Source organism: Actinotalea caeni (genome assembly GCF_009733795.1).
Classification (GTDB): Bacteria; Actinomycetota; Actinomycetes; order Actinomycetales; family Beutenbergiaceae; genus Pseudactinotalea; species Pseudactinotalea caeni.
Genome location: NZ_WNXX01000008.1, coordinates 25,139 through 47,356 on the forward strand (window position 1 = coordinate 25,139; position 22,218 = coordinate 47,356).

Sequence of the window (22,218 nt, forward strand, 5' to 3'; positions counted from 1 at the left end):
GGCGTCAGCGGGCGGGGAGGAGGCTGCGGGCGAAGAAGTCGGCGAGGTCGGCGCGGGCGGTGAGCGGGAGGATCGCGGCCACGTACTGGTCGGGGCGGACCACGACGACGGCGCCGTCGCGCGAGATCCCGCGCTCGTCGAAGATGTCGGTCGGGCTCCAGACGGTCGGGCCGGCGGCGAAGACCTTCTCCCAGTCGACCAGGCCGAGGGGGCCGGAGACCGGCCGGAACACGGACGGCACGCGGGTCACGTCGACGTCGGCGAAGCACTGCTGGTAGATCGCCTTGACGTCGAGGACGGCGTCCGGGTCGCCGTCGGGCGGGGTGTGGCGCAGCAGCGGCGAGTCCTCGGCCGTCGCCAGCCACTCGGCCCAGTCCGCGAGCGCCGACGGCTCGCCCGGGCCGGGCCGGTCGGCGAAGGCGTACACGCGCCACCGACCGTCGGCGCGCGCGTGGTGGCCGAGGTGGACGACGTTGCCGTCGCACGCGAGCGTGACCGTCGCCGACTTGAACCGCATCCCGATCGGGAAGCCGGTCGCGAGGTGCTGGTGCTCGTCGGTGCCGGTGATCGCCGATGGCTCGTACCTGGTCATGAAGCCCGACGGGAACTCGGCCGTGGCGAGGTAGTAGCGCGCGAGGTCGTCGGGCGAGGTGATCTCGTGCGGCTTGCGCGCCATCAGCGAGGACCACTCGCGGTCGAAGTCGATCAGCTGCTGGGCGACCGGCTGCCGCTCGGCCGAGTAGGTCGACAGCAGCGACTCGGGGCTGCGGCCGCTCACCACCAGCCCGAGCTTCCAGCCGAGGTTGAAGCCGTCCTGCATCGACACGTTCATGCCCTGGCCGGCCTTGGCGCTGTGGGTGTGGCAGGCGTCGCCGGTGAGGAACACCCGCGGCGTGCGGTCCTCCCCTTCGGGGACGTCGTCGAACTTGTCGGTCACCCGGTGCCCGACCTCGTAGACGCTGTGCCACGCGACCTCGCGCACCTCGATCGAGTACGGGTGCAGGATCGCGTTGGCGCGCCGCACGATCTCCTCGATCGGGGTCTCGCGCACCTTGTGGTTGTCGTCGGGCGGCACCTCGCCGAGGTCGATGTACATGCGGCTGAGGTAGCCGCCCTCGCGCGGGATGTGCAGGATGTTCCCGGCGCTGGAGCTGATCGCGCACTTGATGCGCCAGTCGGGGAAGTCGGTGTTGACGAGCACGTCCATGACGCCCCACGCGTGCTTGGCGAAGTCGCCGACGTGCTTGCGGCCGATCGCGTCGCGCACGCGGCTGCGGGCGCCGTCGCACCCGGCGACGTACCGGGCCCGCACGGTCCGGGTCTCGCCGGCGCGCGGCCCGGTCGTGTGCCGCACCGTCACCTCGACGGGGTGGCTGCCGTCGTCGTGCACGCGCAGCCCGAGGAACTCGATGCCGTAGTCGGGCACGATCCGCCCCGGGCCGGTCGCGGCGGCCTCGGCGAAGTAGTCGAGCACGCGCGCCTGGTTGACGATGAGGTGCGGGAACTCGCTGATCTTGTAGCCGTAGTCCTCGGTGCGGGAGGTCCGCACGATCCGGCTCGGGTCGTCGAGGTCGGGACCCCAGAAGTTCATCCAGCCGATGTTGTAGGCCTCGGCGATGATTCGCTCGGCGAAGCCGAACGCCTGGAACGTCTCGACGCTGCGGGGCTGGATGCCGTCCGCCTGGCCGAGGCGCAGCCGACCCTCGCGGCGCTCGATGACGCGTGTGACGACGTCGGGGAACTGCGACATCTGGGCGGCGAGCAGCATGCCGGCCGGGCCGGAGCCGACGACGAGCACGTCGACCTCGTCGGGCAGCTCGGCGGGGCGGTCGACGCCGGTGCCCGCCGCGGGCAGCACGCGGGGGTCGCCGGAGACGTAGCCGTGGTGGTGGAACTGCATCAGCGCTCCTTCGCCTCGGGCACGGCGCCTGCCGTGCGGTGATGGGCTCGCGCGCTCATGCGCGGCTCGCCCCCACGACGGGGCTCGCGGCCTGCTCGGCCTCGTGGTCCGGACCCAGCGGGATGCCGGTGCGGTCGCGGATCAGCAGCGTCGCCGCGAGCCCGACGGCGGTCATCGCCATGAGGTAGACGGTCACCGCGTTCGTCGAGCCGGTCGCCTCCAGCAGCGCCTGCGCGATCGTGCTCGCGAACGCACCGCCCGCGATCGAGCCGATCGCGTAGGCGATCGAGACGCCGGAGAAGCGGATCGACGCCGGGAACAGCTCGGCGTAAAAGGCCGACACCGGCCCGTAGGTGAACCCGAGCCCGACGCTGAGCAGCGCGAACGCGGCGAACACCGCGGTGACCGAGCCGAGGTGGATGAGCGGGAACAGCGCGAGCACGCCGGCGGCCTGCAGCACCCACCCGAGCACGAAGGTGTTCCGGCGGCCGAGGTGGTCGCTGGCCCAGCCGGCGACCAGCGTCGAGACCAGCCACACGAGCGCGCCGCCCACGACGGCCCACAGCACGTCGCTGCGCGGCAGCCCGAGCGGGCCGTCCGGGTTGATCGTGTAGCTCTGCAGGAACGGCCCGGTCGTCATGTAGCCGACCGCGTTGTTGCCGGCGAACACGAGCGCCGCGAGCAGCACCAGCGGGGTGTGGGCGCGGAACAGTCGGGCGATCGGCGTCCGCGTCTGCACCGCGCGCTGCGCGATCTCGGTGAACACCGGACTCTCCTCGACCTTGCGGCGCACGTAGTAGCCGACACCGATGAGGACGACGGAGAGCAGGAACGGCACCCGCCACCCCCAGGCGAGGAAGGCGTCCCCCGGGGCGACCTGACTCATGATCGCCATCGCGCCCGCCGCGCCGATGAGGCCGAGCGGGACGCCGATCTGCGGCCCGGCGCCGTACAGGCCGCGCTTGCGCACGGGCGCGTGCTCGCAGGCCATCAGGGCGGCGCCGCCCCACTCGCCGCCGGCCGAGATGCCCTGCAGCACCCGCAGGAGCAGCAGCAGCGCGGGCGCGAGCGCCCCGACCGCCTGGTAGGTCGGCAGCACGCCGACGAGCGCGGTCGCCACGCCCATGAGGACGAGCGTGCCGACCAGCACGACGCGGCGGCCGTAGCGGTCGCCGAGATGCCCGGCGATGAACGCACCGAACGGTCGGAACAGGAAGCTGATGCCGACGGTGAGGAACGCGGCGATCGTGGCGCCGGCGCCGCTGAGGCCCTCGAAGAACAGGGTCGGCAGCACGAGCGCGGCCGCCGAGGAGTAGATGAAGAAGTCGTACCACTCGACCGTGGTGCCGACGATCGTGGCGGCGACGACGCGGCGCCGCTCCCGCAGGGTGATGCCACCGCTCGGGGTGGCCGCCGAGGTCTCCATGAGAGCTCCCGCTGGGTGTCGTGACGTCGGTGTCTGGCGACGGGGGTGACGTCTCTGTCGTGGTAGCGGGCACCGGCAGCACCGTTGCCCCTCGGATCGTCATCGTATACGATTTCGGATACATGACAAGGGCGAGGGAGCTCATGACGACACCACCGGTGCCCCCGGCGCACGTGACCGACGACCGCTTCGCCGCGCTCCCGTGCCGCCCGGGCAAGATCGTCGCCGTCCACCTCTCGTACGCCTCCCGCGCCGAGCAGCGCGGCCGCCGACCGGCCCACCCGTCGTACTTCCTCAAGCCGTCGAGCTCCGTCGCCGCCTCGGGCGGCACGGTCGAACGTCCGGCGGGCACCGAGCTGCTCGCCTTCGAGGGCGAGATCGCGCTCGTCATCGGCACCGAGGCGCGGCGCGTGCCGCTCGCCGAGGCCTGGCGCCACGTCGGCTGGGTCACGGCCGCCAACGACCTCGGCGTGTACGACCTGCGCGCGAACGACAAGGGCTCGAACGTCCGCTCCAAGGGCGGCGACGGCTTCACCCCGATCGGGCCGTCGCTGCTGGACGCGGCCGCCCTCGACCCGGCGGCGCTGCGGGTTCGCACCTGGGTGAACGGCCGGCTCGTGCAGGACGACACGACCGCCGGTCTGCTGTTCCCGCTCGCGCAGGTCGTCGCCGACCTCTCGCAGCACATGACGCTCGAGGTGGGCGACGTCGTGCTGACCGGGACCCCCGCCGGGTCGAGCGTCGTCGGCCCGGGCGACGTCGTCGAGGTCGAGGTCGACTCCCCCGCCGCCGGCGTCGCGACCGGCCGGCTGGTCACGACCGTCACCGCGGGCAGCACGCCCTTCGACCCCGCCCTCGGGTCGACGCCCGCGGTCGACGACCGGCAGCGCGAGGAGGCCTGGGGCTCGCGCGAGGCGGCCGGGCTGCCCGCGCCTGGCCTGGACCCGGCGCTGCGCGCCAAGCTCGAGGCCGCTCCCACCGCAGGCCTCTCGGCGCAGCTGCGCAAGCGCGGCCTCGACAACGTCGTGCTCGACGGCGTGGCACCCCTGCGCCCCGGCGCCCGCCTCGTCGGCACGGCCCGCACGCTGCGGTTCGTCCCGAACCGCGAGGACCTGTTCGCCTCCCACGGCGGCGGCTACAACGCCCAGAAGCGCTGCTTCGACGCCGTCGGCGAGGGCGAGGTGATCGTCATCGAGGCGCGCGGCGAGACCGGGTCGGGCACGCTCGGCGACGTCCTCGCGCTGCGCGCCCGCGCCCGCGGCGCGGCCGGCGTCGTCACCGACGGCGGCGTGCGCGACTCCGAGGCGGTCGCCGGCATCCTGCCGGTGTTCGCGGCCGGCCGGCACCCCGCCGTCCTCGGCCGCCGCCACGTGCCGTGGGACACCGACGTCACGATCTCCTGCGGCGGCGCGACCGTGCAGCCGGGCGACATCCTCGTCGGCGACGACGACGGCGTCGTCGTCGTCCCGCCGTCGCTCGCCGAGGAGGTGGCCGACGCTGCGCTCGCGCAGGAGGAGGAGGACGCCTGGATCGCCGAGCAGGTGGCCGCCGGGGCCCCGGTCGACGGGCTGTTCCCGATGAACGCGCAGTGGCGGGCCCGCTTCGAGCAGCAGCGGGGACGGCCGTGACAGAGACCGACAGCCGGCTGGCGCTCAGCAAGTCGCAGCGGGCCTACCGGTGGATCAAGGAGCGCATCGCGTCGCAGCAGTTCACGCCCGGCTACCGGCTCGTGCTCGGCACGATCGCGGCCGAGCTGCAGATGAGCGTGGTGCCGGTGCGCGAGGCGATCCGCCAGCTCGAGGCCGAGGGCCTGGTGACGTTCGAGCGCAACGTGGGCGCCCACGTGTCGATGGTCGACGAGCGCCGCTACAGCGCGAGCATGCAGGCGCTCAGCCTTGTCGAGGCCGCCGCGGTCGCGCTCGCCGCACCCGAGCTGAGCGCGGCCGACCTGCGCCGCGCGCGCGAGATCAACCAGCACATGCGCGACGGCCTCGACCACCCGCGCGGCTTCGACCCGCACGCGTTCACGGTGCTCAACCAGGAGTTCCACGCCACGCTCTACCGGGCCTGCCCCAACCCGCGGCTCGTCGAGCTCGTCGACGCCGAGTGGGCACGGCTGGGCAACATGCGCGACTCGATCTTCGCGTTCGTGCCGGACCGTGCCCGGGAGTCGGTGACCGAGCACGACGCGATCGTCGACCTGATCGAGCGCGGTGCGCCGGTCACCGAGATCGAGCAGCAGATGCGCCGCCACCGCGCCGGCACCCTGCAGGCGTTCCTCAGCACCACCCACCCCGACCAGACCGTCACGCTGCCCGAGCTGTGAGCGCAGCCGAAGGAGGCACCCGCATGAGCACCGCCAGCGAGTACCCGGCCCGGCACGTCCCCGCGGACCTGCCGACCCGGATCCAGCACTACGTCGACGGCGAGACCGTCGACTCCCTCGACGGCGCCACCTTCGACGTGCTCGACCCGGTCAGCAACACGACCTACGTGCAGTGCGCGGCTGGCGGTGCGGCCGACGTCGACAGGGCGGTGCAGGCCGCGCGGCGCGCCTTCCACGAGGGCCCGTGGCCCCGGATGCTGCCGCGTGAGCGGTCGCGGATCCTGCACCGGGTCGCCGACATCGTCGAGTCCCGCGACGCGCGGCTGGCGGAGCTGGAGTCGTTCGACTCGGGGCTGCCGATCACGCAGGCGCTGGGGCAGGCGCGGCGGGCGGCCGAGAACTTCCGGTTCTTCGCCGACCTGATCGTGGCGCAGGCGGACGACGCCTTCAAGGTGCCGGGCCGGCAGATCAACTACGTCAACCGCAAGCCGATCGGCGTCGCCGGGCTGATCACACCCTGGAACACGCCGTTCATGCTGGAGTCCTGGAAGCTGGCGCCCGCGCTGACCACCGGCAACACCGTGGTGCTCAAGCCGGCCGAGTTCACGCCGCTGTCGGCCTCGCTGTGGGCGGGCATCTTTGAGGAGGCCGGGCTGCCGCAGGGCGTGTTCAACCTCGTGCACGGCCTCGGCGAGGACGCCGGCGACGCCCTGGTCAAGCACCCGGACGTGCCGCTGATCTCGTTCACGGGCGAGAGCCGCACCGGGCAGATCATCTTCGCCAACGCCGCGCCCCACCTGAAGGGCCTGTCGATGGAGCTCGGCGGCAAGAGCCCGGCGGTCGTGTTCGCCGACGCCGACCTGGACGCCGCGATCGACGCGACGATCTTCGGGGTGTTCTCGCTCAACGGCGAGCGCTGCACCGCGGGGTCGCGGATCCTCGTGCAGCGCGAGATCTACGACACCTTCGTCGAGCGCTACGCCGCGCAGGCCGCGCGCGTGCGCGTGGGGCTGCCGCACGAGAAGGAGACCGAGGTCGGCGCGCTCGTGCACCCCGAGCACTTTCAGAAGGTGATGAGCTACATCGAGATCGGGCGGTCCGAGGGCCGGCTGGTCGCCGGCGGCGGCCGCCCGGAGGCGTTCCCGACCGGCAACTTCGTCGCGCCGACGGTGTTCGCGGACGTGCCGCCGACGGCGCGGATCTTCCAGGAGGAGATCTTCGGCCCGGTCGTGGCGATCACGCCGTTCGCCGACGACGCGGAGGCGCTCGCGCTCGCCAACGACACCAGGTACGGGCTCGCGGCGTACGTGTGGACGAACGACCTCAAGCGCGCCCACAACTTCTCGCAGGCGATCGACGCCGGCATGGTCTGGCTCAACAGCAACAACGTGCGCGACCTGCGCACCCCGTTCGGCGGCGTCAAGGCCTCCGGGCTCGGTCACGAGGGCGGCTACCGCTCGATCGACTTCTACACCCACCAGCAGGCGGTGCACGTCACGCTGGGCAAGGTCCACAACCCCACCTTCGGCAGGTCGGAGCAGGGCTCCGACGCCGTCGCACCGGCGGGGCCCGTCACCCGCTGAGCCGCCGTCGTCGTCGACACGCAAGGACGCCTGACATGACCACGCACGACAAGACCATGACCTCCTCGGGCTTCTCCGTCTCGCAGGAGGCGCCGATCGTCTGCGCGAACCCGGTGCCGCGACCCTCGGCGCCGCCGCCCGACATCGTGCGGTGCGCCTCGATGGAGCTCGTGGTGACCGACCTCGCCGCCTCCCGGGCGTTCTACGTCGACGTGCTGGGCCTGGTCGTCACCGAGGAGGACGAGAGCACCGTCTACCTGCGCTCGCTCGAGGAGTTCATCCACCACAACCTCGTGCTGCGGCAGGGACCGGTCGCGGCGGCGGCCGCGTTCTCCTACCGGGTGCGCACCCCGGAGGACCTCGACCGGGCGGTCGCCTACTACACCGAGCTCGGCTGCCGGGTCGAGCGGCGGCCGGAGGGCTGGGCGAAGGGCCTCGGCGACTCGGTGCGGGTCGAGGACCCTCTCGGGTTCCCCTACGAGTTCTTCCACGACGTCGAGCACGTCGAGCGGCTCGCGTGGCGCTACGACCTCTACACCCCCGGCGCGCTGGTGCGGCTGGACCACTTCAACCAGGTCACGCCGGACGTGCCGCGCGCGGTGTCGTACATGCAGCACCTGGGGTTCCGGGTGACCGAGGACATCCAGGACGAGGAGGGCACCGTCTACGCGGCGTGGATGCGCCGCAAGCCGACCGTGCACGACACCGCGATGACCGGCGGCGACGGGCCGCGCATGCACCACGTCGCGTTCTCGACCCACGAGAAGCACAACATCCTCGCGATCTGCGACAAGCTCGGCGCGCTGCGGCGCTCCGACTGCATCGAGCGGGGCCCGGGCCGGCACGGCGTCTCCAACGCCTTCTACCTCTACCTGCGCGACCCGGACGGGCACCGCGTGGAGATCTACACGCAGGACTACTACACCGGCGACCCCGACAACCCGGTGATCACGTGGGACGTCCACGACAACCAGCGCCGCGACTGGTGGGGCAACCCCGTGGTGCCGAGCTGGTACACCGAGGCCTCGCTCGTGCTCGACCTCGACGGCAACCCGCAGCCGGTGGTCGCGCGCACCGACTCCTCGGAGATGGCGGTGACGATCGGCGCCGACGGGTTCTCCTACACCCGCCGCGACGACGAGGAGCCGCTGCCCGAGTGGAAGCAGGGCGAGTACAAGCTCGGCCACCAGCTGTGACCGGCCCGGCCCCCGCGCCGTTCGCGCGGCCGTAGGTTGGACATCTCGAGAGGAGGACGGATGCTCCCTGCCGAGACGATCGCGGCGATCGCCGACGAGCTCGCCGAGGCCGACCGCAGCCGGACCGTGGTGCCCCGCATCACCGCCCGCTACCCGGACGCCGACGTCGAGGACGCCTACCGGATCCAGCGGGTCTGGCGCGACCGGGCGACGGCGGCCGGCCGGCGCCTCGTCGGCCGCAAGATCGGGCTGACGTCGAAGGCGATGCAGGCGGCGACCGGGATCGACGAGCCGGACTACGGCGTCGTGCTCGACGACACGGTCTGGCCCAACGGCGCGACGCTGCCGTTCGACGCGTTCTCCAACGTCCGCATCGAGGTCGAGCTGGCGTTCCTGCTCCGCGAGCCGCTCGAGGGCCCGGGGCGCACGGTCGCCGACGTGCTGCGCGCGACCGAGTACGTGGTGCCGGCGCTGGAGGTGCTCAACTCCCACATCGAGCTCGAGGGCCGCACGATCGTCGACACGATCGCCGACAACGCCGCTTACGGCGCGATGGTCACCGGCGGCAACCCAACCCGGCCCGACGCCGTCGACCTGCGCTGGGTGTCAGCGCTGCTGTACCGCAACGAGACGATCGAGGAGACCGGGGTGGCCGCGGGCGTGCTCAACCACCCCGCGACCGGGGTGGCGTGGCTCGCCGACAAGCTCGCGCAGCACGGCGACCGGCTGGAGGCCGGCGAGATCGTGCTCGCGGGCTCGTTCACGCGCCCGGTGTGGGTCTCCCGCGGCGACAGCGTGCTGTGCGACTACGGACCGATGGGGACGATCACGTGCCGGTTCCAGTGACCTTCCGCGACGCGCTCGCCGCCGCCGACCGAGCGCTGGTGGGGATGTGGTGCTGCTCCGGCAGCCCGCTCGTCGCCGAGATCTGCGCCGGCGCCGGTCTCGACTGGCTGCTGATCGACGGCGAGCACGGGCCCAACGACCTCGGCACGATCCTCGCCCAGCTGCAGGCCGCGGCCGCCTACCCGGTGACGACGGTGGTCCGGGTGCCGAGCAACGACACCGTCGTCATCAAGCAGGTGCTCGACCTCGGGGCGCAGACGCTGATCGTGCCGATGGTCGGCTCGGCCGAGGAGGCCCGTGCGGCGGTGGCCGCGGTGCGGTACCCGCCCGGTGGCGTGCGTGGCGTCGGGTCGGCGCTCGCACGGTCCTCGCGCTGGAACCGGACGGAGGGCTACCTCGCCGACGGCGACGCGCACGTCAGCCTGCTCGTCCAGGTCGAGAGCGCGGCGGCCGTCGAGGCGGCCGGGGAGATCGCGGCGGTCGACGGCGTGGACGGCGTGTTCGTGGGCCCGGCGGACCTGGCCGCCTCGATGGGCCTGCTCGGGCAGCAGACACACCCCGACGTCGTCGAGGCGGTGCTGCGCACGTTCGCGGCGGTTCGCGCGCAGGGCAAGGCGGTGGGCGTCAACGCGTTCGACCCCGACGCGGCGCAGCGCTATCTCGACGCGGGCGCGAGCTTCGTCGTCGTCGGCGCCGACGTCACCCTGCTCGCGCGCGGCAGCGAGGCACTCGCCGCGCGCTTCATCCCCTGAGCTCTCGCCCCACGTCCGCCCCCACACAAGGTTTCAACCCACTTCTGCCCCCACACCAGGTTTCAACCCACGTCTGCCCCCGAGAGGACGGGAACGATGACCGACGAGCGAGAGGCACGGCTGCTGGCGAGCGTCCCGGACGGGCTGTTCATCGGCGGCGAGTGGCGGCCGGCCGAGGGCGGCCGCACGCTGGCGGTGCAGGACCCGGCCACCGGCGAGGTCGTCAAGGAGGTCGCCGACGCCTCGGTCGCCGACGGCACCGCGGCGCTCGACGCCGCGTGCGCGGCCGCCGACGACTGGGCCGCGACGCCGGCCCGCGAGCGCGCCGAGCTGCTGCGCCGCACCTTCGAGCTGGTCCGCGAGCGCACCGAGGACCTCGCGCTGCTCATGACGATCGAGATGGGCAAGCCGCTCGCCGAGGCGCGCGGCGAGGTCGCCTACGGCAACGAGTTCGTGCGGTGGTTCAGCGAGCAGGCCGCGCACGTGCAGGGTCGCTACGGCGCCAACCCCGAGGGCACCGGCCGGATGGTCGTCACCCAGCACCCGGTGGGGCCGTGCTTCCTCATCACGCCGTGGAACTTCCCGCTGGCGATGGCGACCCGCAAGATCGCGCCGGCGCTGGCCGCGGGCTGCACCGTCGTCGTCAAGCCGGCGGCGCTGACCCCGCTGACGACGACGTTCTTCGTGCAGCTCCTCGTCGAGGCGGGGCTGCCGGCCGGTGTCGTCAACGTCGTCAACACCTCCGACTCCGGGGCGCTGTCGGAGCCGATCATCACCGACCCGCGGCTGCGCAAGCTGTCGTTCACGGGCTCGACGCCGGTCGGGCAGACGCTGCTGCGGCAGGCGGCCGACCGCGTGCTGCGCACCTCGATGGAGCTGGGCGGCAACGCCCCGTTCGTCGTGTTCGACGACGCCGACCTCGACAAGGCGGTCGACGGCGCGATCGCGGCGAAGTTCCGCAACATCGGGCAGGCGTGCACGGCGGCCAACCGCTTCATCGTGCACGCCGACGTCGCCGAGGAGTTCACCCGGCGGGTCACCGAGCGCGTCGAGTCCTTCCGGACCGGTCGCGGCACCGAGGAGGGCGTGACGATCGGCCCGCTCATCGACGACCGTGCGGTCGCGAAGGCGGAGGCGCTGGTGACCGACGCCGTCGAGCGGGGCGCGACCCTGCGCACCGGCGGGCACCGGCTCGACCGGCCGGGGTCGTTCTACGCGGCGACCGTGCTCAGCGACGTGCAGGCGGGCAGCGACATCCTGCGCGAGGAGATCTTCGGCCCGGTGCTGGCGATCGTGCCGTTCCGCGACGAGGACGAGGCGGTGCGGCTGGCGAACGACACCGACTTCGGGCTGGTCTCCTACGTCTACACCGAGAACCTGGCGCGCGGGCAGCGCATGATCGAGCGGCTGCAGACCGGGATGATGGGACTCAACGTGGGCGTGGTCTCGAACGCGGCCGCGCCGTTCGGTGGCTGGAAGCTCTCCGGGCTGGGCCGCGAGGGCGGCGCCGAGGGCATCCACGAGTACCTGCAGACCAAGTACACGCTGACGCCGAACCCGTTCGGCTGAGGAGCCCGAGCGCTGCGCGCGCCCGGCACCCTCAGCCCGCGGCCGGCTGCGCGAGCGTGCGCAGCGACGCGAGCGTGGCTGAGGCGATCTCGTCGAAGGGTCGCTGCTCGTCCTCGCGCAGCCACTGCGCGACCGCGGTCCGGAACACCACGACCGCCGACTCCGCCGCCAGCATGGCCTCCGGTTCGAAACCACCCGCTGGAAGATCGCCGTCCTCACCTGGGTGGGCATCTACCCGGTGGTGACGGCGCTGCTGTGGCTGCTGGGGCCGCTGCTCGACGGGCTGCCGCTGCCGGTCGTCACGCTGGTGCTGACGCTCGTGCTGGTGTCCCTGATGAGCTACGTCGTGATGCCGCGGCTCACGCGCGCGTTCGGCGGCTGGCTGAGCCGGTGTCGTGCGCTCGCCGGTGACACGGCGCAGCCGAGCGCGGCCGAGCGGGACCCCGCACCCAGCCGCTGATCAGCGACGCGCGGCGCACCCGACGCAGGTGCGGGCCGTCGGCCGCGCCCGCAGCCGCTCGACGGCGATCGGGCCGCCGCACACCTCGCACGTCCCGTAGCGGCCCTCGTCGAGCCGCGCGAGCGCGGCGTCGACCTCGGCGAGATCCCGCCGGGTGTCGCGTGCGAGCGCGTCCACCTGGGAGCGCTCGAACGCGATGGTCGCACCCTCGGGGTCGTGCTCGTCGTCGGCGTTGGAGCTCACGCTGGCGTCGACGATGTCCTGGAAGTGTCCCGTGAGCGAGGCGAGCCGCCGCTGCGACTCGCCTCGCCGCGCGAGCAGCGCCTCGCGCAGCTCGGCGGTCAGCCGCTCGTCGAGCACACCGGCCCCCTGCTCAGTTGAGCGCGCGGGTCGAGGCGGGGATCACGCCGTCGGCGTACAGGCTCGCGGCGACGTCCTGGAGCGCGGTGAGCGCGACGTTCTGGGTGGTCGGGCCGTAGGAGATGCGGGCGACGCCGAGCGCCTCGTACTCGGCGGCGCTCAGCGCGCCGGGCAGGCCGATGACCGAGACCTTGCGCTCGCCGATGCCCTCGACCAGCTGCCGGGTGACGTCGGCGTCGAGGATGCCTGGCACGAACACGATGTCGGCGCCGGCGTCGAGGTAGGCCCGGCCGCGCTCGACGGCGTCGGCGACCGACTCCTCGACCGCCCGCCCGGGCGCGCGCAGGAACGCGTCGGTGCGGGCGTTGAGCGCGAACGGCACGCCCTCGGCGTCGGCGGCGCGGACGAGCGCCTCGACGCGCGCGGCGGCCTCCGGCAGCGGTGCCAGCCGGTCCTCCATGTTGGCGCCGGCGATGCCGACCCCGATCGCGCGCCGCACGGTGTCGGCCGGGTCGTCGTAGCCGTCGTCGAGGTCGGCGGAGACCGGCACGTCGCCGGCGACCGCGACGATCCGGCCGACCATGTCGAGCGTGGTCTCGAGCGGGATCGTGCCGTCGGCGTAGCCGAACGACGCGGCGATCGAGTGCCCGGCGGTGGCGAGCGCGGTCGTCTGGGGCAGCGCGAGCACCGTCCGCGCGGACACGACGTCCCACACGTTGACGACGCGGAGGATCTCGGGCGCGGCGTGCAGCTCGGAGAGGCGGCGAGCGCGCGCGGCGGTCGCGGCGGCGTCGGGCGCGGGGGTCGCGGTCATCGGGTCAGGCTAGCCGGGGCCGCCGACGCCGGGGCGGCGGTTGCGCGCCCGCTCACCCGGTGGGCGCCGGGAATGCTCACAGCGGCGGCGGGGTTCGGCCACCCATGGATCTCGACGTGGTGCTCCCGAACGAGTCGCCGTCCATGCCGGTCGGGGCGCTGCGCGACCTGGCCCGCGAGGCCGAGGACCTCGGGTTCGCGACGGCGTGGCTCCCCGACCACGTGCTGCCGCCCGGGCCGTACGGGCCGGAGTTCGGTGGCGTGCTCGAGCCGCTGGTGACGATCGGCCACCTCGCGGCGGTCACCGAGCGGCTCCGGTTCGGCACCTCGGTGCTGGTGGCGCCGCTGCGCAACCCGTTCGTGCTGGCGAAGCAGGCCGCGACGCTGCAGGAGCTCTCCGGCGGGCGGCTCCTGCTCGGGCTCGGTGCCGGCTGGAGCCGGGAGGAGTTCGACGCTGTCGGCGCCGACCACGCGCACCGCGGCGCCGTCACCGAGGACGTGCTCGCGCTGCTGCGGCACCTGTTCTCCGGCGGTGGTGCGCCCTACACCGGCCGCCGGTTCTCCTACGAGCAGGGGGTGTTCGCGCCGCTCCCTGCGGTGCCGGTGCCGCTCGTGGTCGGCGGCCAGAGCGACGCGGCGCTGCGCCGGGCGGCGCGGTACGGCGACGCCTGGCAGGGCATGGCGACCACGCCGGCGCAGTACACGCGGCTCGCCGGGCGGCTCGCCGACCTCGCCGGTGACCGCGAGGTGGCCGCGACCGTGCGGCTGGAGTGGGGCGGCGGCGTCGACGAGCTCGCCGAGCGCGTCGCGGTCTACCGGGAGGCCGGGGCCACGCGCGTCGCCGTGCACCTGGGCGAGCACGAGCGCGTGAGCGAGCGGATGGCGGCGCTGGTGCGAGCGCTCGGCCGCTGAGCGCAGAGACAGGAACGGCGCCACCCGCTCTCGCGGAGTGACGCCGTTCCGTACTGTCTCAACCAGTGCGCGCCCGGAGGGACTCGAACCCCCAACCTTCTGATCCGTAGTCAGATGCTCTATCCATTAAGCTACGGGCGCTTGTCCGCCGATCTGGCTGGCGGGCCGCAGAGCATGTTACCGCCTCGCGGTGAGCGACGCGAACCGAGGGTTGTCGGCTGCGCCACACCGGGCCCCGCGACCGAGCCGGACCGGCGCCCGCGTCAGCAGGTCTCGGACATCTCCTCGTCCGGCTCGTCCATGGCGTCGGCGGTGCCGTCGTCCATGTCCTCGGCGTCGTCGGTCATGTCCTCGGTCATCTCCTCGTCCATGTCCTCGGCGTCGTCCATGTCCTCGGCGTCCTCCGACATCCCCTCGGCGTCCTCGGACATCTCCTCCGTCGCGCAGTCGGTGGCCATGTCCTCGGTGGTCATCTCCTCCGAGGGCTCCGGCGTCATGTCGTCGCCGTCGCCGGACCCGGCGCCGCAGCCGGCGAGCGCCAGCGCGGCCGCCAGGCCCAGCGCTGCCCAGGTCCTCCGGGCGGTGGTCGTGCTCATCCCATCTCCTCCTTCTCGTGCCGGGACGTTCCCGTCCTGGGCCGACGGCGGAGCTAGCCGACGACCTCGAACTCCTGCTCGTGCAGCCCGGTCGCCCCGTCGGGGGCGGGCGGGCGCACCTCCTCGCTCTGGGGGCGACCCTCGGCGTCGATCGCGCGCACCCGCGCGCGGTGCCGCCCGGCGGGCAGGCCGGGCAGCGGCAGCCGCCACTGCACCCAGGTGTCGGTGCTCGCGACCGGGGCCAGCTCGCACTCCTGCCAGGGGCCCTCGTCGACGCTCACCTCGACCGCGCCCACGCCGGTCGCCGGCAGCCACGCGACACCGCCGAGCACCAGCGCGTCGGCCGGCACCTGGGCGCCGCGGCGCGGCACGTCGATCCGCGAGGCGAGCTTGATCGGCCCCTCCTTGGCCCAGCCGCGCGGCACCCAGTAGCCGTCGCGACCCTCCCAGGTCGTCAGCTCGATCGTCTCCAGCCACTTCGTGGCCGACACGTAGCCGTACAGGCCGGACACCACGAGCCGCACCGGGAACCCGTGCTCGGCGGGCAGCGGCTCGCCGTTCATGCCGTAGGCGACGAGCGCCGTCCGCTCGCCGTCGAGCACCTCGACCGGGAAGCCGGACGTCCAGCCGTCCACCGAGGTGCTGAGCACCTGCTCCGCGCCGGGCTGCGCAACCTGCTCGACAACGCGGTGCGGCACGCGCCTGCCGGCACCGAGGTCACGGTGCGCGTCGACCGCGAGGGCCGACCACGCGTCCAGGTGCTCGACGACGGCCCCGGGTTCGCTCCCGACTTCGTCGACCGGGCGCTGCAGCCCTGGGCGCGTGCCGACGAGTCCCGCACCCGCGGCACCGGCGGCAGCGGGCTGGGGCTGGCGATCGCGGCGGGGCTCGTCGACGCGCACGGCGGCCGGCTGTGGGTCGAGCCCGGGCCGGGCGGCCGCGCGTGCTTCACGCTGCCCGACCCGTACGACCGTGGGGGGACCCCGGTACCCACCTGAGGGCGGGCGCCGTCGTCGCAGGTCCCGCCCGGCGGCCGACGCGGACGCGGCCGGCCCAGCGCGAACCTGGGTGGCATGACGACACGTTCCCCTCTCACGGCCCGCGCCCTCACCAAGGTCTACGGCGCCGCCGCCCGCGACGTCAGCGGCCCCGTCCCCCGCGTCGCGACACCACCCGGCGGCGCGCAGCCCGGTCTGCCCGCGCAGCCCGGCGCCGGCACGGTGGCGCTCGCCGGTGTCGACCTGGAGATCGCCCCCGGTGAGTCCGTCGCGATCATGGGCCCGTCGGGCTCGGGCAAGACGACGCTGCTGCACTGCCTCGCGGGCATCCTGCCGCCGACGAGCGGGCAGGTGATCTGGGCGGGCCGCGACCTCGCGACGATGTCCGACGGCGAGCGCACCGCGCTGCGGCGCCACGACTTCGGGTTCGTGTTCCAGTCCGGCCAACTGCTGCCCGAGCTGCCGGCCGAGGAGAACGCCGCGCTGCCGCTCATGCTCGGCGGGGTACCGCGCGCGCAGGCCGTCGAGGCCGCGCGGCAGTGGCTCGGCTACCTCGGGCTGGCCGGCATGGAGGACCGTCGGCCGGGCGAGCTCTCCGGCGGCCAGGCCCAGCGGGTCGCGATCGCACGCGCCCTCACCTGCTCCCCCGGCGTGATCTTCGCCGACGAGCCGACCGGCGCGCTCGACCAGCAGACCGGCCAGGAGGTGCTTCGCGTGCTGCGCGAGGCGACCCAGGCCACCGGCGCGAGCCTCGTCGTCGTCACCCACGACCCGCAGGTCGCCGCCTGGTGCGCGCGAACCGTGCGGATGCGCGACGGCCGCGTCGAGTCGCCGGACGCCGGCGAGCCGCCGGCGGTCCCGACGGCGCCGCCCGCCCCGGTCGCCCAGCAGGCGCCGGTCGCCGCGCCCGCCCCGACGACGCCGCTGGCGGCCGCCGTCCCCACCTGGACCCCGACCGGCCAGGCGGGTGCCCGATGAGGACGACCCTGCAGATGTGGCTGCTGCTGCGCCGTCGCGACGCCGGCCGCAGCGACCCGCAGCGCCTCACCGGCGTGCTCGCGGTCGTCGCGTTCGCGGTGACGACGGCGGTCGCGCTGCTCGTGCTCGGCGGCTTCCAGGCGTTCGCCGAGCGCGCCGCGTCGGCCCCGGCGGACGACTACGACGCCGGCTTCTACGTCCTGCTCGCCGGCACCGCGTCCGGGCTGCTGCTCATCCCGCTCGCGACGCTGGGCGGCGCGGCCTCCCGGCTCGCCGTCGCGCGTCGCGACGAGCGCCTGGCGGCGCTGCGGCTGGCGGGCGGCACCACGAGCCAGGTGTCGACGCTCGCGCTCCTGGACTCGACCGCGCAGGCCGCGCTCGGTGCGGTCATCGGCGCGGTGGCCTACTTCGGGCTGATCCCGCTCGTGCTGCCGGTCACCTTCCAGCGTCAGCCGTTCAGCTACGCCGAGCTCGTGCTGCCCTGGTGGGCGCTGCCCGCCGCGGTGCTGGCGGTCGTGCTGGTCGCGCTGGTCTCGGCCGCCGCGAGCCTGCGCCGGGTGGCGATCACCCCGCTCGGCGTCGCCGCCCGTACGACGCCGCCCGGTCTGCACTGGACCCGGGTGCTGCCGGCGCTGCTGGTCGGCGGCGCGTTCGTCGTCCTCTGGAACACCGGCCAGGCGCCGGTGATCGTGCTGATCCTGCTCCTGCTCGGCGGTCTCGCCGTCGTCAACATGGTGGGGCCGTGGCTCATGGGTGTCGTCGGTCGGGTCGCGGTCAAGCGCGCCAAGGACGCCACCCAGCTGATCGCCGCACGTCGGCTGCTCGACGCCCCGAAGACGGCGTGGCGCAGCGTCGGCGGCGTCGCGCTCGCGACCTTCGTCGCGAGCATGACCGCCGCGGCGGCGATGTTCGCCGGCATGGAGGGGGCCGACACGATGATGGCCGACATCGGCACCGGCGGTCAGCTGACCCTGGTGATCGCGGCGGTCGTCGCCGCGACCTCGACCGGCGTCATGCAGGCGGGCCGGATCATCGACCAGCGCGCCGAGTACCGGGCGCTGCACCTGGCAGGCACCGACGTCGCGCTCATGGACCGGGCGCGACTGCGCGAGGTCGCGGTGCCGCTGGTCGCCGCCGTGCTGCTGGCCACGGCCGCCGCCTCGGTGTTCCTCGTGCCCGCGCTCGGGTTCGCGCTGTTCACGAACCCGGCGGCGGTCGGCTCCTACCTCGTCAGCGTGGTGGGCGCGTGCCTGCTCGTCCTCGCCGGCTCGTGGGCCAGCAAGGGCGTGGTGCGGACCGTGCTCGCCTGAGAACCCCGCCGACCGGCCCGGGATGGAGGGTCCCGGGCCGGTCAGTGCGGCTTCGCCGGCGGCGGCGCGTCGAGCGCCGCCAGCATCCGCACGAGGATCTCCCGCAGCTGCGAGCGGCTGGGCTCCGGCAGGTCGGTGGTGTACGGCACGCCCTCGGGGATCCAGGACATCGCGACCATCGTGTCGCGGACCTCGACGCTGCCGACCGGCCACCGCGTGCGACCGCCGCCATCGTCGGTCGCACCCTGGCTCCACGGCCCGAAGTACTCGCGCACCGCTGGCAGGTCGAGGTCCATGACGACGTCGACGGCCGGCGCGCGGGGGGTCCACGAGCTCGCCGAGCTCGCCGCGAGCACCCGCTCCTCGATCTCCTCCTGACTGATCTGGCGCGGCTCGAACCGCAGGTAGGTGTGCGCCAGCTCGCTCAGCCGGTCCACCCGGAAGGTGCGCCAGTCCTCGCGGTCGAGGTCCCAGCAGAGCAGGTACCAGTGCCTGTCCGCAGGCGCCAGGGTGAGCGGCTCGACCCGCCGCTCGGTCACCTCGCCGGAGGCGGCGGTGTACCGGAACCGCAGCCGCTCGTGGTCGCGGCAGGCGAGCGCGAGCTCGCCGAGCACGGCGCCCGAGACGACCGAGCCGCGCGCGACCCCGCTGGGCCGCACCGCGTCCGCGAGCGCGTTGATGCGGGTGCGCAGCGCCGGCGCCAGCACCTGCTCCAGCTTGGCGAGCGCCGTCAACGTCGTCTGCGGGCCGTCCGCCAGCCGCTGGGTGGCCGCGAGCCGCAGCCCGATCGCGATCGCCACCGCCTCCTCGTCGGTGAGCAGCAGCGGCGGGAGCGTCGAGCCCGCCGCGAGCCGGTAACCGCCGTCGACACCGGGCGTGGACTCGACCCGGTAGCCGAGGCCTCGCAGGCGCCCCACGTCGCGGCGCACCGTCCGCTCGGTGACACCCAGCCGGCGCGCGAGCTCGCGCCCCGGCCAGTGCCGGTGCGTCTGCAACAGGTCGAGCAGCGCGAGCGCGCGCTCGGTGGTGTCGGCCATGCCGCGATCCTGCCTCGAATCGAGGACAAGATCTGGCCGCATCGCTTCCTAGCGTGCCGGTATGCACCACGACACCGTGATCTCCAGCCACGGCCTGACGCGTCGCTTCACCGTCAAGAAGCAGGTCGTCGAGGCCGTCACCGACCTCAGCATCGACGTTCGGCGCGGCGAGCTCGTCGCGTTCCTCGGCCCCAACGGCGCCGGCAAGTCCACGAGCCTGCGGATGCTCACCACGCTGATCCCGCCGACGTCGGGCACCGCGACCGTCGCCGGGCACGACATCCTCACCGATCCGGCGGGCGTGCGGTCCCGCATCGGCTACGTCGGCCAGGGCAGCTCCGGCAGCTTCGCCCAGCGGGTCCGCGACGAGCTGCTCAGCCAGGGCGCCTTCTACGGGCTGGGCCGCCGCGAACGCACCGAGCGCACCGACGAGCTGATCGCCTCGCTCGACCTCACCGACGTCGCCTCCCGCTCGGTGCAGCAGCTCTCGGGCGGCCAGAAGCGACGCCTCGACGTCGCGCTCGGGCTCGTGCACGCACCCGAGGTGCTGTTCCTCGACGAGCCCTCCACCGGTCTCGACCCGCAGAGCCGCGCCAACCTCTGGGAGCACGTCTTGACGCTGCGCGCCCAGCACGGCACCACCGTCTTCCTCACCACGCACTACCTCGAGGAGGCCGACCGCTACGCCGAGCGGGTGATGGTGATGGACAGCGGCCGGGTCATCGCCGACGACACCGCAGCCGCCCTCAAGGCCGACCTGGCGGGCGACGCCATCACGCTCGTGCTCGACGACGAGACGCAGCTGCCGGTCGCGCGCTCCGTCGTCGAGCGGGTCGCGGCGGTGAGCGCGGAGCAGCCGGAGCCGCGCACCCTCGCGTTCGCCGCGCCGTCGGGCTCGGCGCTGCTGCCGACGCTGCTGCGCGAGCTCGACCACCACGACGTCCGGGTGGCGACCGCGACCGCGGTGCCGCCGACGCTCGACGACGTCTTCCTCGCCCTGACCGGGCGCACCCTGCGCGAGGCCGACGCACCCGGCGGCACCGGCGAGGACGCACCGGCCGGGACCGCCGGCCCCGCGACCACCGACACCCGCGCGCTCGAGGGGAGCACCCGATGACCACCGCCGTCCGGACCCGCGTCGTCCGCCCGCACCTGGCTCGCGACACCTGGCACGTGCTCGTCCGCGAGCTCAAGCCGGTGCTGCGCGACCCGTTCTCGCTGATCTTCAGCCTGCTGCAGCCGCTGGTGTTCCTCGGCCTGTTCGGCCCGCTGCTGGTGGCGCAGTCCGGCGGCGACCTCGCCGGCACGCTGCAGTGGTTCGTGCCGGGCGTGCTCGTGATGATCGTGCTGTTCGGTACCGGCGCCACCGGGTCGAACCTGCAGTACGAGATGATGACCGGCTCCCACGAGCGCACGCTGGTGGCGCCGCTGTCACGGTCCTCGCTGCTCGTGGGGCGGGCGCTCAAGGAGATCGCCCCGATCGTCGTGCAGGGGCTCGCGATCGTCGCGATCGCGCTGCCGTTCGGGTACCGGGCCGACGCGTTCGGGCTGCTGCTCGGGCTCGCGCTGCTCGCGGTGTTCGGCGTCGGCCTCGGTGCGCTCAGCTACGCGCTGGCGCTGGCGACCAAGGAGCACGAGTGGCTGTTCTGGGGCGTGCAGCAGAGCCTGATCTTCCCGCTGCTCATCCTCTCGGGGGTGATGCTCCCGCTCGACGGCGGCCCGGCCTGGATGCGCGCCGTCGCGTCCGTCAACCCCGTCAGGCACGTGGTCGAGGCGATGCGTGCGCAGCTCACGGGCGACCTCGGTGCCACCGCCGTGCTCTGGGGCTGGCTCGCCGCGACCGCCCTCGCCGTCGTCGGGCTCGCGGTCGGGGTGCGGGCGATCCGGCGCAGCAGCTGAGCGCCGCGCGGCCGAGGTCGCCGCGCACGAACGAGGCGGTCCGGGGCGGAGGGTTCCCGGACCGCCTCGCGGCTCGTGCTGGGCCTGCGGCCCGGCGCCTCAGTGGATGAGCACCTTGAGCGCGTCGTGCTCGGCGGCGTTCGCGAACACGTCGTAGGCCTCGAGCATCTGGTCGAACGAGAACTCGTGGGTGACGAACGCCTCGGCGGGCAGCTTCTTCTGCGCCACCAGCTTGAGCAGCATCCCCAAGGTGCTCGTGTTGACCAGACCGGTCGTGATCGCGATGTTCTCGATCCACAGCCGGTCCAGCGGCAGCTCGACGCCGGTGCCGTGCACCCCGACGTTGGCGACCCGGCCACCGGGCCGGATCATGTCGAGGCACATCGTGAAGGTCGCCGGGATGCCGACCGCCTCGATCGCGACGTCGACGCCGAGGCCGTCGGTCATCGCCATCACCTGCTCGCGCCAGTCCGCAGCACCCGAGTTCACGGTGTCGGTCGCGCCGAAGCTGCGGGCGCGGGCGAGCCGGGCGTCGTCGAGGTCGATCGCGATGACGCGCGACGGGCCGTACAGCTGCGCGGTCATGACGACCGACAGCCCGACCGGTCCGGCGCCGACCACGGCGACGACGTCACCGGGCTTGACCTGGCCGTACTGCACGCCGATCTCGAAGCCGGTGGGGAGGATGTCGGAGAGGAGAATGCCCTCGGCGTCCGTGACGCCGTCGGGCACCAGGTGCACCGAGGTCTCGGCGAACGGCACCCGCACGTACTCGGCCTGGGTGCCGTCGATGAGGTGCCCGAAGATCCAGCCGATGCCCTCGGCACCCTCGGGGCTGCGGCAGTGGGAGTACATGCCCTGCACGCAGTACGAGCACGACCCGCAGGCCGACACGCACGCGAGGATGACGCGGTCGCCGACCGTGAGCCGGGTGACCCCGCTGCCCACCTCGGTGATGACGCCGATGCCCTCGTGGCCGAGGACGCGGCCGGGCTGCACGGCCGGGACGTCGCCCTTGAGGATGTGCAGGTCGGTGCCGCAGATGGTCGTGGCGACCATCTTGACGATCACGTCCGTGGGGTGCTGGATGGTGGGTTCGGGGACGTCGGTCCAGCTCTTGCGGCCGGGTCCCTCGTAGACGAGTGCCTTCATCGTGATCTCCTTCGGTCACGATCGAGGCTAGGGCCGAGAAGCCGCAGGATTCCGGGACCAAGGGCCCGTCCGCCCGCGGTCGGTGCCACGCACCCGCCGGTGTCC

Annotated in this window: 23 protein-coding genes and 1 tRNA gene; 14 read left to right on the forward strand and 10 right to left on the reverse strand. The window is 73.7% G+C overall.

The genetic code is table 11. From position 1 onward, the window contains the following. Positions 1-4: 4 nt before the first annotated feature. Positions 5-1,900, reverse strand: a complete 1,896-nt coding sequence (locus tag GPA02_RS08715; protein ID WP_156199539.1) for an FAD-binding monooxygenase — start codon at positions 1,898-1,900, stop codon at positions 5-7. Positions 1,901-1,955: 55 nt separating this feature from the next. After that, positions 1,956-3,326, reverse strand: coding sequence for an MFS transporter (locus GPA02_RS08720; RefSeq protein ID WP_156199540.1), 1,371 nt, complete (start codon positions 3,324-3,326; stop codon positions 1,956-1,958). Between the two features lie 143 nt (positions 3,327-3,469). Here GPA02_RS08720 and GPA02_RS08725 point away from each other — a divergent pair, with 143 nt between their 5' ends. From GPA02_RS08725 to GPA02_RS08755, 7 genes are all read left to right on the forward strand, one after another. After that, complete coding sequence (locus GPA02_RS08725) at positions 3,470-4,954, forward strand: fumarylacetoacetate hydrolase family protein (RefSeq protein WP_156199652.1); 1,485 nt, start codon at positions 3,470-3,472, stop codon at positions 4,952-4,954. After that, complete coding sequence (locus GPA02_RS08730; RefSeq protein WP_156199541.1) at positions 4,951-5,652, forward strand: GntR family transcriptional regulator; 702 nt, start codon at positions 4,951-4,953, stop codon at positions 5,650-5,652. Before GPA02_RS08725 ends, GPA02_RS08730 begins: the two co-directional genes overlap by 4 nt. Before the next feature lie 23 nt (positions 5,653-5,675). Continuing rightward, positions 5,676-7,235 carry a 5-carboxymethyl-2-hydroxymuconate semialdehyde dehydrogenase gene (gene hpaE, locus GPA02_RS08735; protein WP_156199542.1) on the forward strand — a complete coding sequence of 520 codons (1,560 nt, stop codon included), beginning with the start codon at positions 5,676-5,678 and terminating at the stop codon, positions 7,233-7,235. A 35-nt stretch (positions 7,236-7,270) separates the two neighbouring features. Further along, on the forward strand, positions 7,271-8,431 hold the full coding sequence (hpaD, locus tag GPA02_RS08740; protein ID WP_156199543.1) for a 3,4-dihydroxyphenylacetate 2,3-dioxygenase: 1,161 nt from the start codon (positions 7,271-7,273) through the stop codon (positions 8,429-8,431). 60 nt (positions 8,432-8,491) lie between these two features. Further along, positions 8,492-9,277: a 2-oxo-hept-4-ene-1,7-dioate hydratase gene (hpaH, locus tag GPA02_RS08745; protein ID WP_156199544.1), complete on the forward strand. Its 786-nt coding sequence runs from the start codon at positions 8,492-8,494 to the stop codon at positions 9,275-9,277. A gap of 44 nt (positions 9,278-9,321) precedes the next feature. Beyond that, the gene (locus tag GPA02_RS08750; RefSeq protein ID WP_156199653.1) at positions 9,322-10,029 is read left to right on the forward strand and encodes an aldolase/citrate lyase family protein; all 708 of its coding nucleotides are present in this window, start codon (positions 9,322-9,324) and stop codon (positions 10,027-10,029) included. A gap of 96 nt (positions 10,030-10,125) precedes the next feature. After that, entirely contained in the window at positions 10,126-11,598 is a 1,473-nt protein-coding gene (locus tag GPA02_RS08755; protein ID WP_156199545.1) for an NAD-dependent succinate-semialdehyde dehydrogenase, read from the forward strand. Between the two features lie 31 nt (positions 11,599-11,629). Here GPA02_RS08755 and GPA02_RS08760 read toward each other — a convergent pair whose 3' ends face one another. Next, positions 11,630-11,773 (reverse strand): hypothetical protein, encoded by a 144-nt coding sequence (locus GPA02_RS08760; RefSeq protein WP_156199546.1) that lies wholly within the window; start codon positions 11,771-11,773, stop codon positions 11,630-11,632. Between the two features lie 48 nt (positions 11,774-11,821). On the opposite strand from GPA02_RS08760, the gene GPA02_RS08765 reads away from it, so the two are divergent. Then, entirely contained in the window at positions 11,822-12,058 is a 237-nt protein-coding gene (locus GPA02_RS08765; RefSeq protein ID WP_156199547.1) for a hypothetical protein, read from the forward strand. On the opposite strand, the gene GPA02_RS08770 is transcribed toward GPA02_RS08765, so the two are convergent. Next, positions 12,059-12,418: a TraR/DksA family transcriptional regulator gene (locus tag GPA02_RS08770; RefSeq protein ID WP_156199548.1), complete on the reverse strand. Its 360-nt coding sequence runs from the start codon at positions 12,416-12,418 to the stop codon at positions 12,059-12,061. It lies immediately after the preceding gene. A gap of 13 nt (positions 12,419-12,431) precedes the next feature. Beyond that, positions 12,432-13,232, reverse strand: a complete 801-nt coding sequence (locus GPA02_RS08775) for an isocitrate lyase/PEP mutase family protein (RefSeq protein WP_156199549.1) — start codon at positions 13,230-13,232, stop codon at positions 12,432-12,434. A gap of 104 nt (positions 13,233-13,336) precedes the next feature. Here GPA02_RS08775 and GPA02_RS08780 point away from each other — a divergent pair, with 104 nt between their 5' ends. Then, positions 13,337-14,143, forward strand: a complete 807-nt coding sequence (locus tag GPA02_RS08780; RefSeq protein WP_156199550.1) for a TIGR03619 family F420-dependent LLM class oxidoreductase — start codon at positions 13,337-13,339, stop codon at positions 14,141-14,143. A 68-nt stretch (positions 14,144-14,211) separates the two neighbouring features. Here the strand turns inward: GPA02_RS08780 and GPA02_RS08785 are convergent. The 3 genes from GPA02_RS08785 to GPA02_RS18930 form a co-directional block, all read right to left on the reverse strand. Further along, a tRNA-Arg gene (locus GPA02_RS08785) sits at positions 14,212-14,284 on the reverse strand. Positions 14,285-14,406: 122 nt separating this feature from the next. Further along, entirely contained in the window at positions 14,407-14,739 is a 333-nt protein-coding gene (locus tag GPA02_RS08790) for a hypothetical protein (protein WP_156199551.1), read from the reverse strand. A 53-nt stretch (positions 14,740-14,792) separates the two neighbouring features. Beyond that, positions 14,793-15,437, reverse strand: coding sequence for a molybdopterin-dependent oxidoreductase (locus GPA02_RS18930; protein ID WP_170296836.1), 645 nt, complete (start codon positions 15,435-15,437; stop codon positions 14,793-14,795). Between GPA02_RS18930 and GPA02_RS18935 the strand changes: the two genes are divergently transcribed. From GPA02_RS18935 to GPA02_RS08805, 3 genes are all read left to right on the forward strand, one after another. Beyond that, positions 15,429-15,737 (forward strand): ATP-binding protein, encoded by a 309-nt coding sequence (locus tag GPA02_RS18935; RefSeq protein ID WP_170296837.1) that lies wholly within the window; start codon positions 15,429-15,431, stop codon positions 15,735-15,737. The genes GPA02_RS18930 and GPA02_RS18935 overlap by 9 nt on opposite strands. Before the next feature lie 75 nt (positions 15,738-15,812). Beyond that, positions 15,813-16,715, forward strand: a complete 903-nt coding sequence (locus GPA02_RS08800; protein WP_156199552.1) for an ABC transporter ATP-binding protein — start codon at positions 15,813-15,815, stop codon at positions 16,713-16,715. Beyond that, on the forward strand, positions 16,712-18,025 hold the full coding sequence (locus tag GPA02_RS08805) for an FtsX-like permease family protein (protein ID WP_156199553.1): 1,314 nt from the start codon (positions 16,712-16,714) through the stop codon (positions 18,023-18,025). Before GPA02_RS08800 ends, GPA02_RS08805 begins: the two co-directional genes overlap by 4 nt. Before the next feature lie 41 nt (positions 18,026-18,066). On the opposite strand, the gene GPA02_RS08810 is transcribed toward GPA02_RS08805, so the two are convergent. Further along, on the reverse strand, positions 18,067-19,062 hold the full coding sequence (locus GPA02_RS08810) for a helix-turn-helix transcriptional regulator (protein WP_156199554.1): 996 nt from the start codon (positions 19,060-19,062) through the stop codon (positions 18,067-18,069). Between the two features lie 61 nt (positions 19,063-19,123). Between GPA02_RS08810 and GPA02_RS08815 the strand changes: the two genes are divergently transcribed. Next, positions 19,124-20,179 (forward strand): ATP-binding cassette domain-containing protein, encoded by a 1,056-nt coding sequence (locus tag GPA02_RS08815; RefSeq protein WP_193567846.1) that lies wholly within the window; start codon positions 19,124-19,126, stop codon positions 20,177-20,179. Beyond that, entirely contained in the window at positions 20,176-20,961 is a 786-nt protein-coding gene (locus GPA02_RS08820; RefSeq protein ID WP_156199555.1) for an ABC transporter permease, read from the forward strand. The genes GPA02_RS08815 and GPA02_RS08820 overlap by 4 nt, the downstream gene beginning before the upstream one ends. Positions 20,962-21,060: 99 nt before the next feature. On the opposite strand, the gene GPA02_RS08825 is transcribed toward GPA02_RS08820, so the two are convergent. After that, positions 21,061-22,113, reverse strand: coding sequence for a zinc-dependent alcohol dehydrogenase family protein (locus GPA02_RS08825; RefSeq protein ID WP_156199556.1), 1,053 nt, complete (start codon positions 22,111-22,113; stop codon positions 21,061-21,063). Between the last annotated feature and the right edge of the window lie 105 nt (positions 22,114-22,218).

Bases quoted from the DNA above. Each gene is read 5' to 3' on its own strand.
- GPA02_RS08800 (WP_156199552.1), top strand. From the start codon at position 15,813: ATGACGACACGTTCCCCTCTCACGGCCCGCGCCCTCACCAAGGTCTAC.
- GPA02_RS08715 (WP_156199539.1), bottom strand. From the start codon at position 1,900: ATGCAGTTCCACCACCACGGCTACGTCTCCGGCGACCCCCGCGTGCTG.
- GPA02_RS08810 (WP_156199554.1), bottom strand. From the start codon at position 19,062: ATGGCCGACACCACCGAGCGCGCGCTCGCGCTGCTCGACCTGTTGCAG.
- GPA02_RS08760 (WP_156199546.1), bottom strand. From the start codon at position 11,773: ATGCTGGCGGCGGAGTCGGCGGTCGTGGTGTTCCGGACCGCGGTCGCG.
- GPA02_RS08825 (WP_156199556.1), bottom strand. From the start codon at position 22,113: ATGAAGGCACTCGTCTACGAGGGACCCGGCCGCAAGAGCTGGACCGAC.
- GPA02_RS08815 (WP_193567846.1), top strand. From the start codon at position 19,124: ATGCACCACGACACCGTGATCTCCAGCCACGGCCTGACGCGTCGCTTC.
- GPA02_RS08805 (WP_156199553.1), top strand. From the start codon at position 16,712: ATGAGGACGACCCTGCAGATGTGGCTGCTGCTGCGCCGTCGCGACGCC.
- hpaD (WP_156199543.1), top strand. From the start codon at position 7,271: ATGACCACGCACGACAAGACCATGACCTCCTCGGGCTTCTCCGTCTCG.
- GPA02_RS08775 (WP_156199549.1), bottom strand. From the start codon at position 13,232: ATGACCGCGACCCCCGCGCCCGACGCCGCCGCGACCGCCGCGCGCGCT.
- GPA02_RS08750 (WP_156199653.1), top strand. From the start codon at position 9,322: ATGTGGTGCTGCTCCGGCAGCCCGCTCGTCGCCGAGATCTGCGCCGGC.
- hpaH (WP_156199544.1), top strand. From the start codon at position 8,492: ATGCTCCCTGCCGAGACGATCGCGGCGATCGCCGACGAGCTCGCCGAG.
- GPA02_RS08725 (WP_156199652.1), top strand. From the start codon at position 3,470: ATGACGACACCACCGGTGCCCCCGGCGCACGTGACCGACGACCGCTTC.
- GPA02_RS08720 (WP_156199540.1), bottom strand. From the start codon at position 3,326: ATGGAGACCTCGGCGGCCACCCCGAGCGGTGGCATCACCCTGCGGGAG.
- GPA02_RS08780 (WP_156199550.1), top strand. From the start codon at position 13,337: ATGGATCTCGACGTGGTGCTCCCGAACGAGTCGCCGTCCATGCCGGTC.
- hpaE (WP_156199542.1), top strand. From the start codon at position 5,676: ATGAGCACCGCCAGCGAGTACCCGGCCCGGCACGTCCCCGCGGACCTG.
- GPA02_RS08755 (WP_156199545.1), top strand. From the start codon at position 10,126: ATGACCGACGAGCGAGAGGCACGGCTGCTGGCGAGCGTCCCGGACGGG.
- GPA02_RS08820 (WP_156199555.1), top strand. From the start codon at position 20,176: ATGACCACCGCCGTCCGGACCCGCGTCGTCCGCCCGCACCTGGCTCGC.
- GPA02_RS08790 (WP_156199551.1), bottom strand. From the start codon at position 14,739: ATGAGCACGACCACCGCCCGGAGGACCTGGGCAGCGCTGGGCCTGGCG.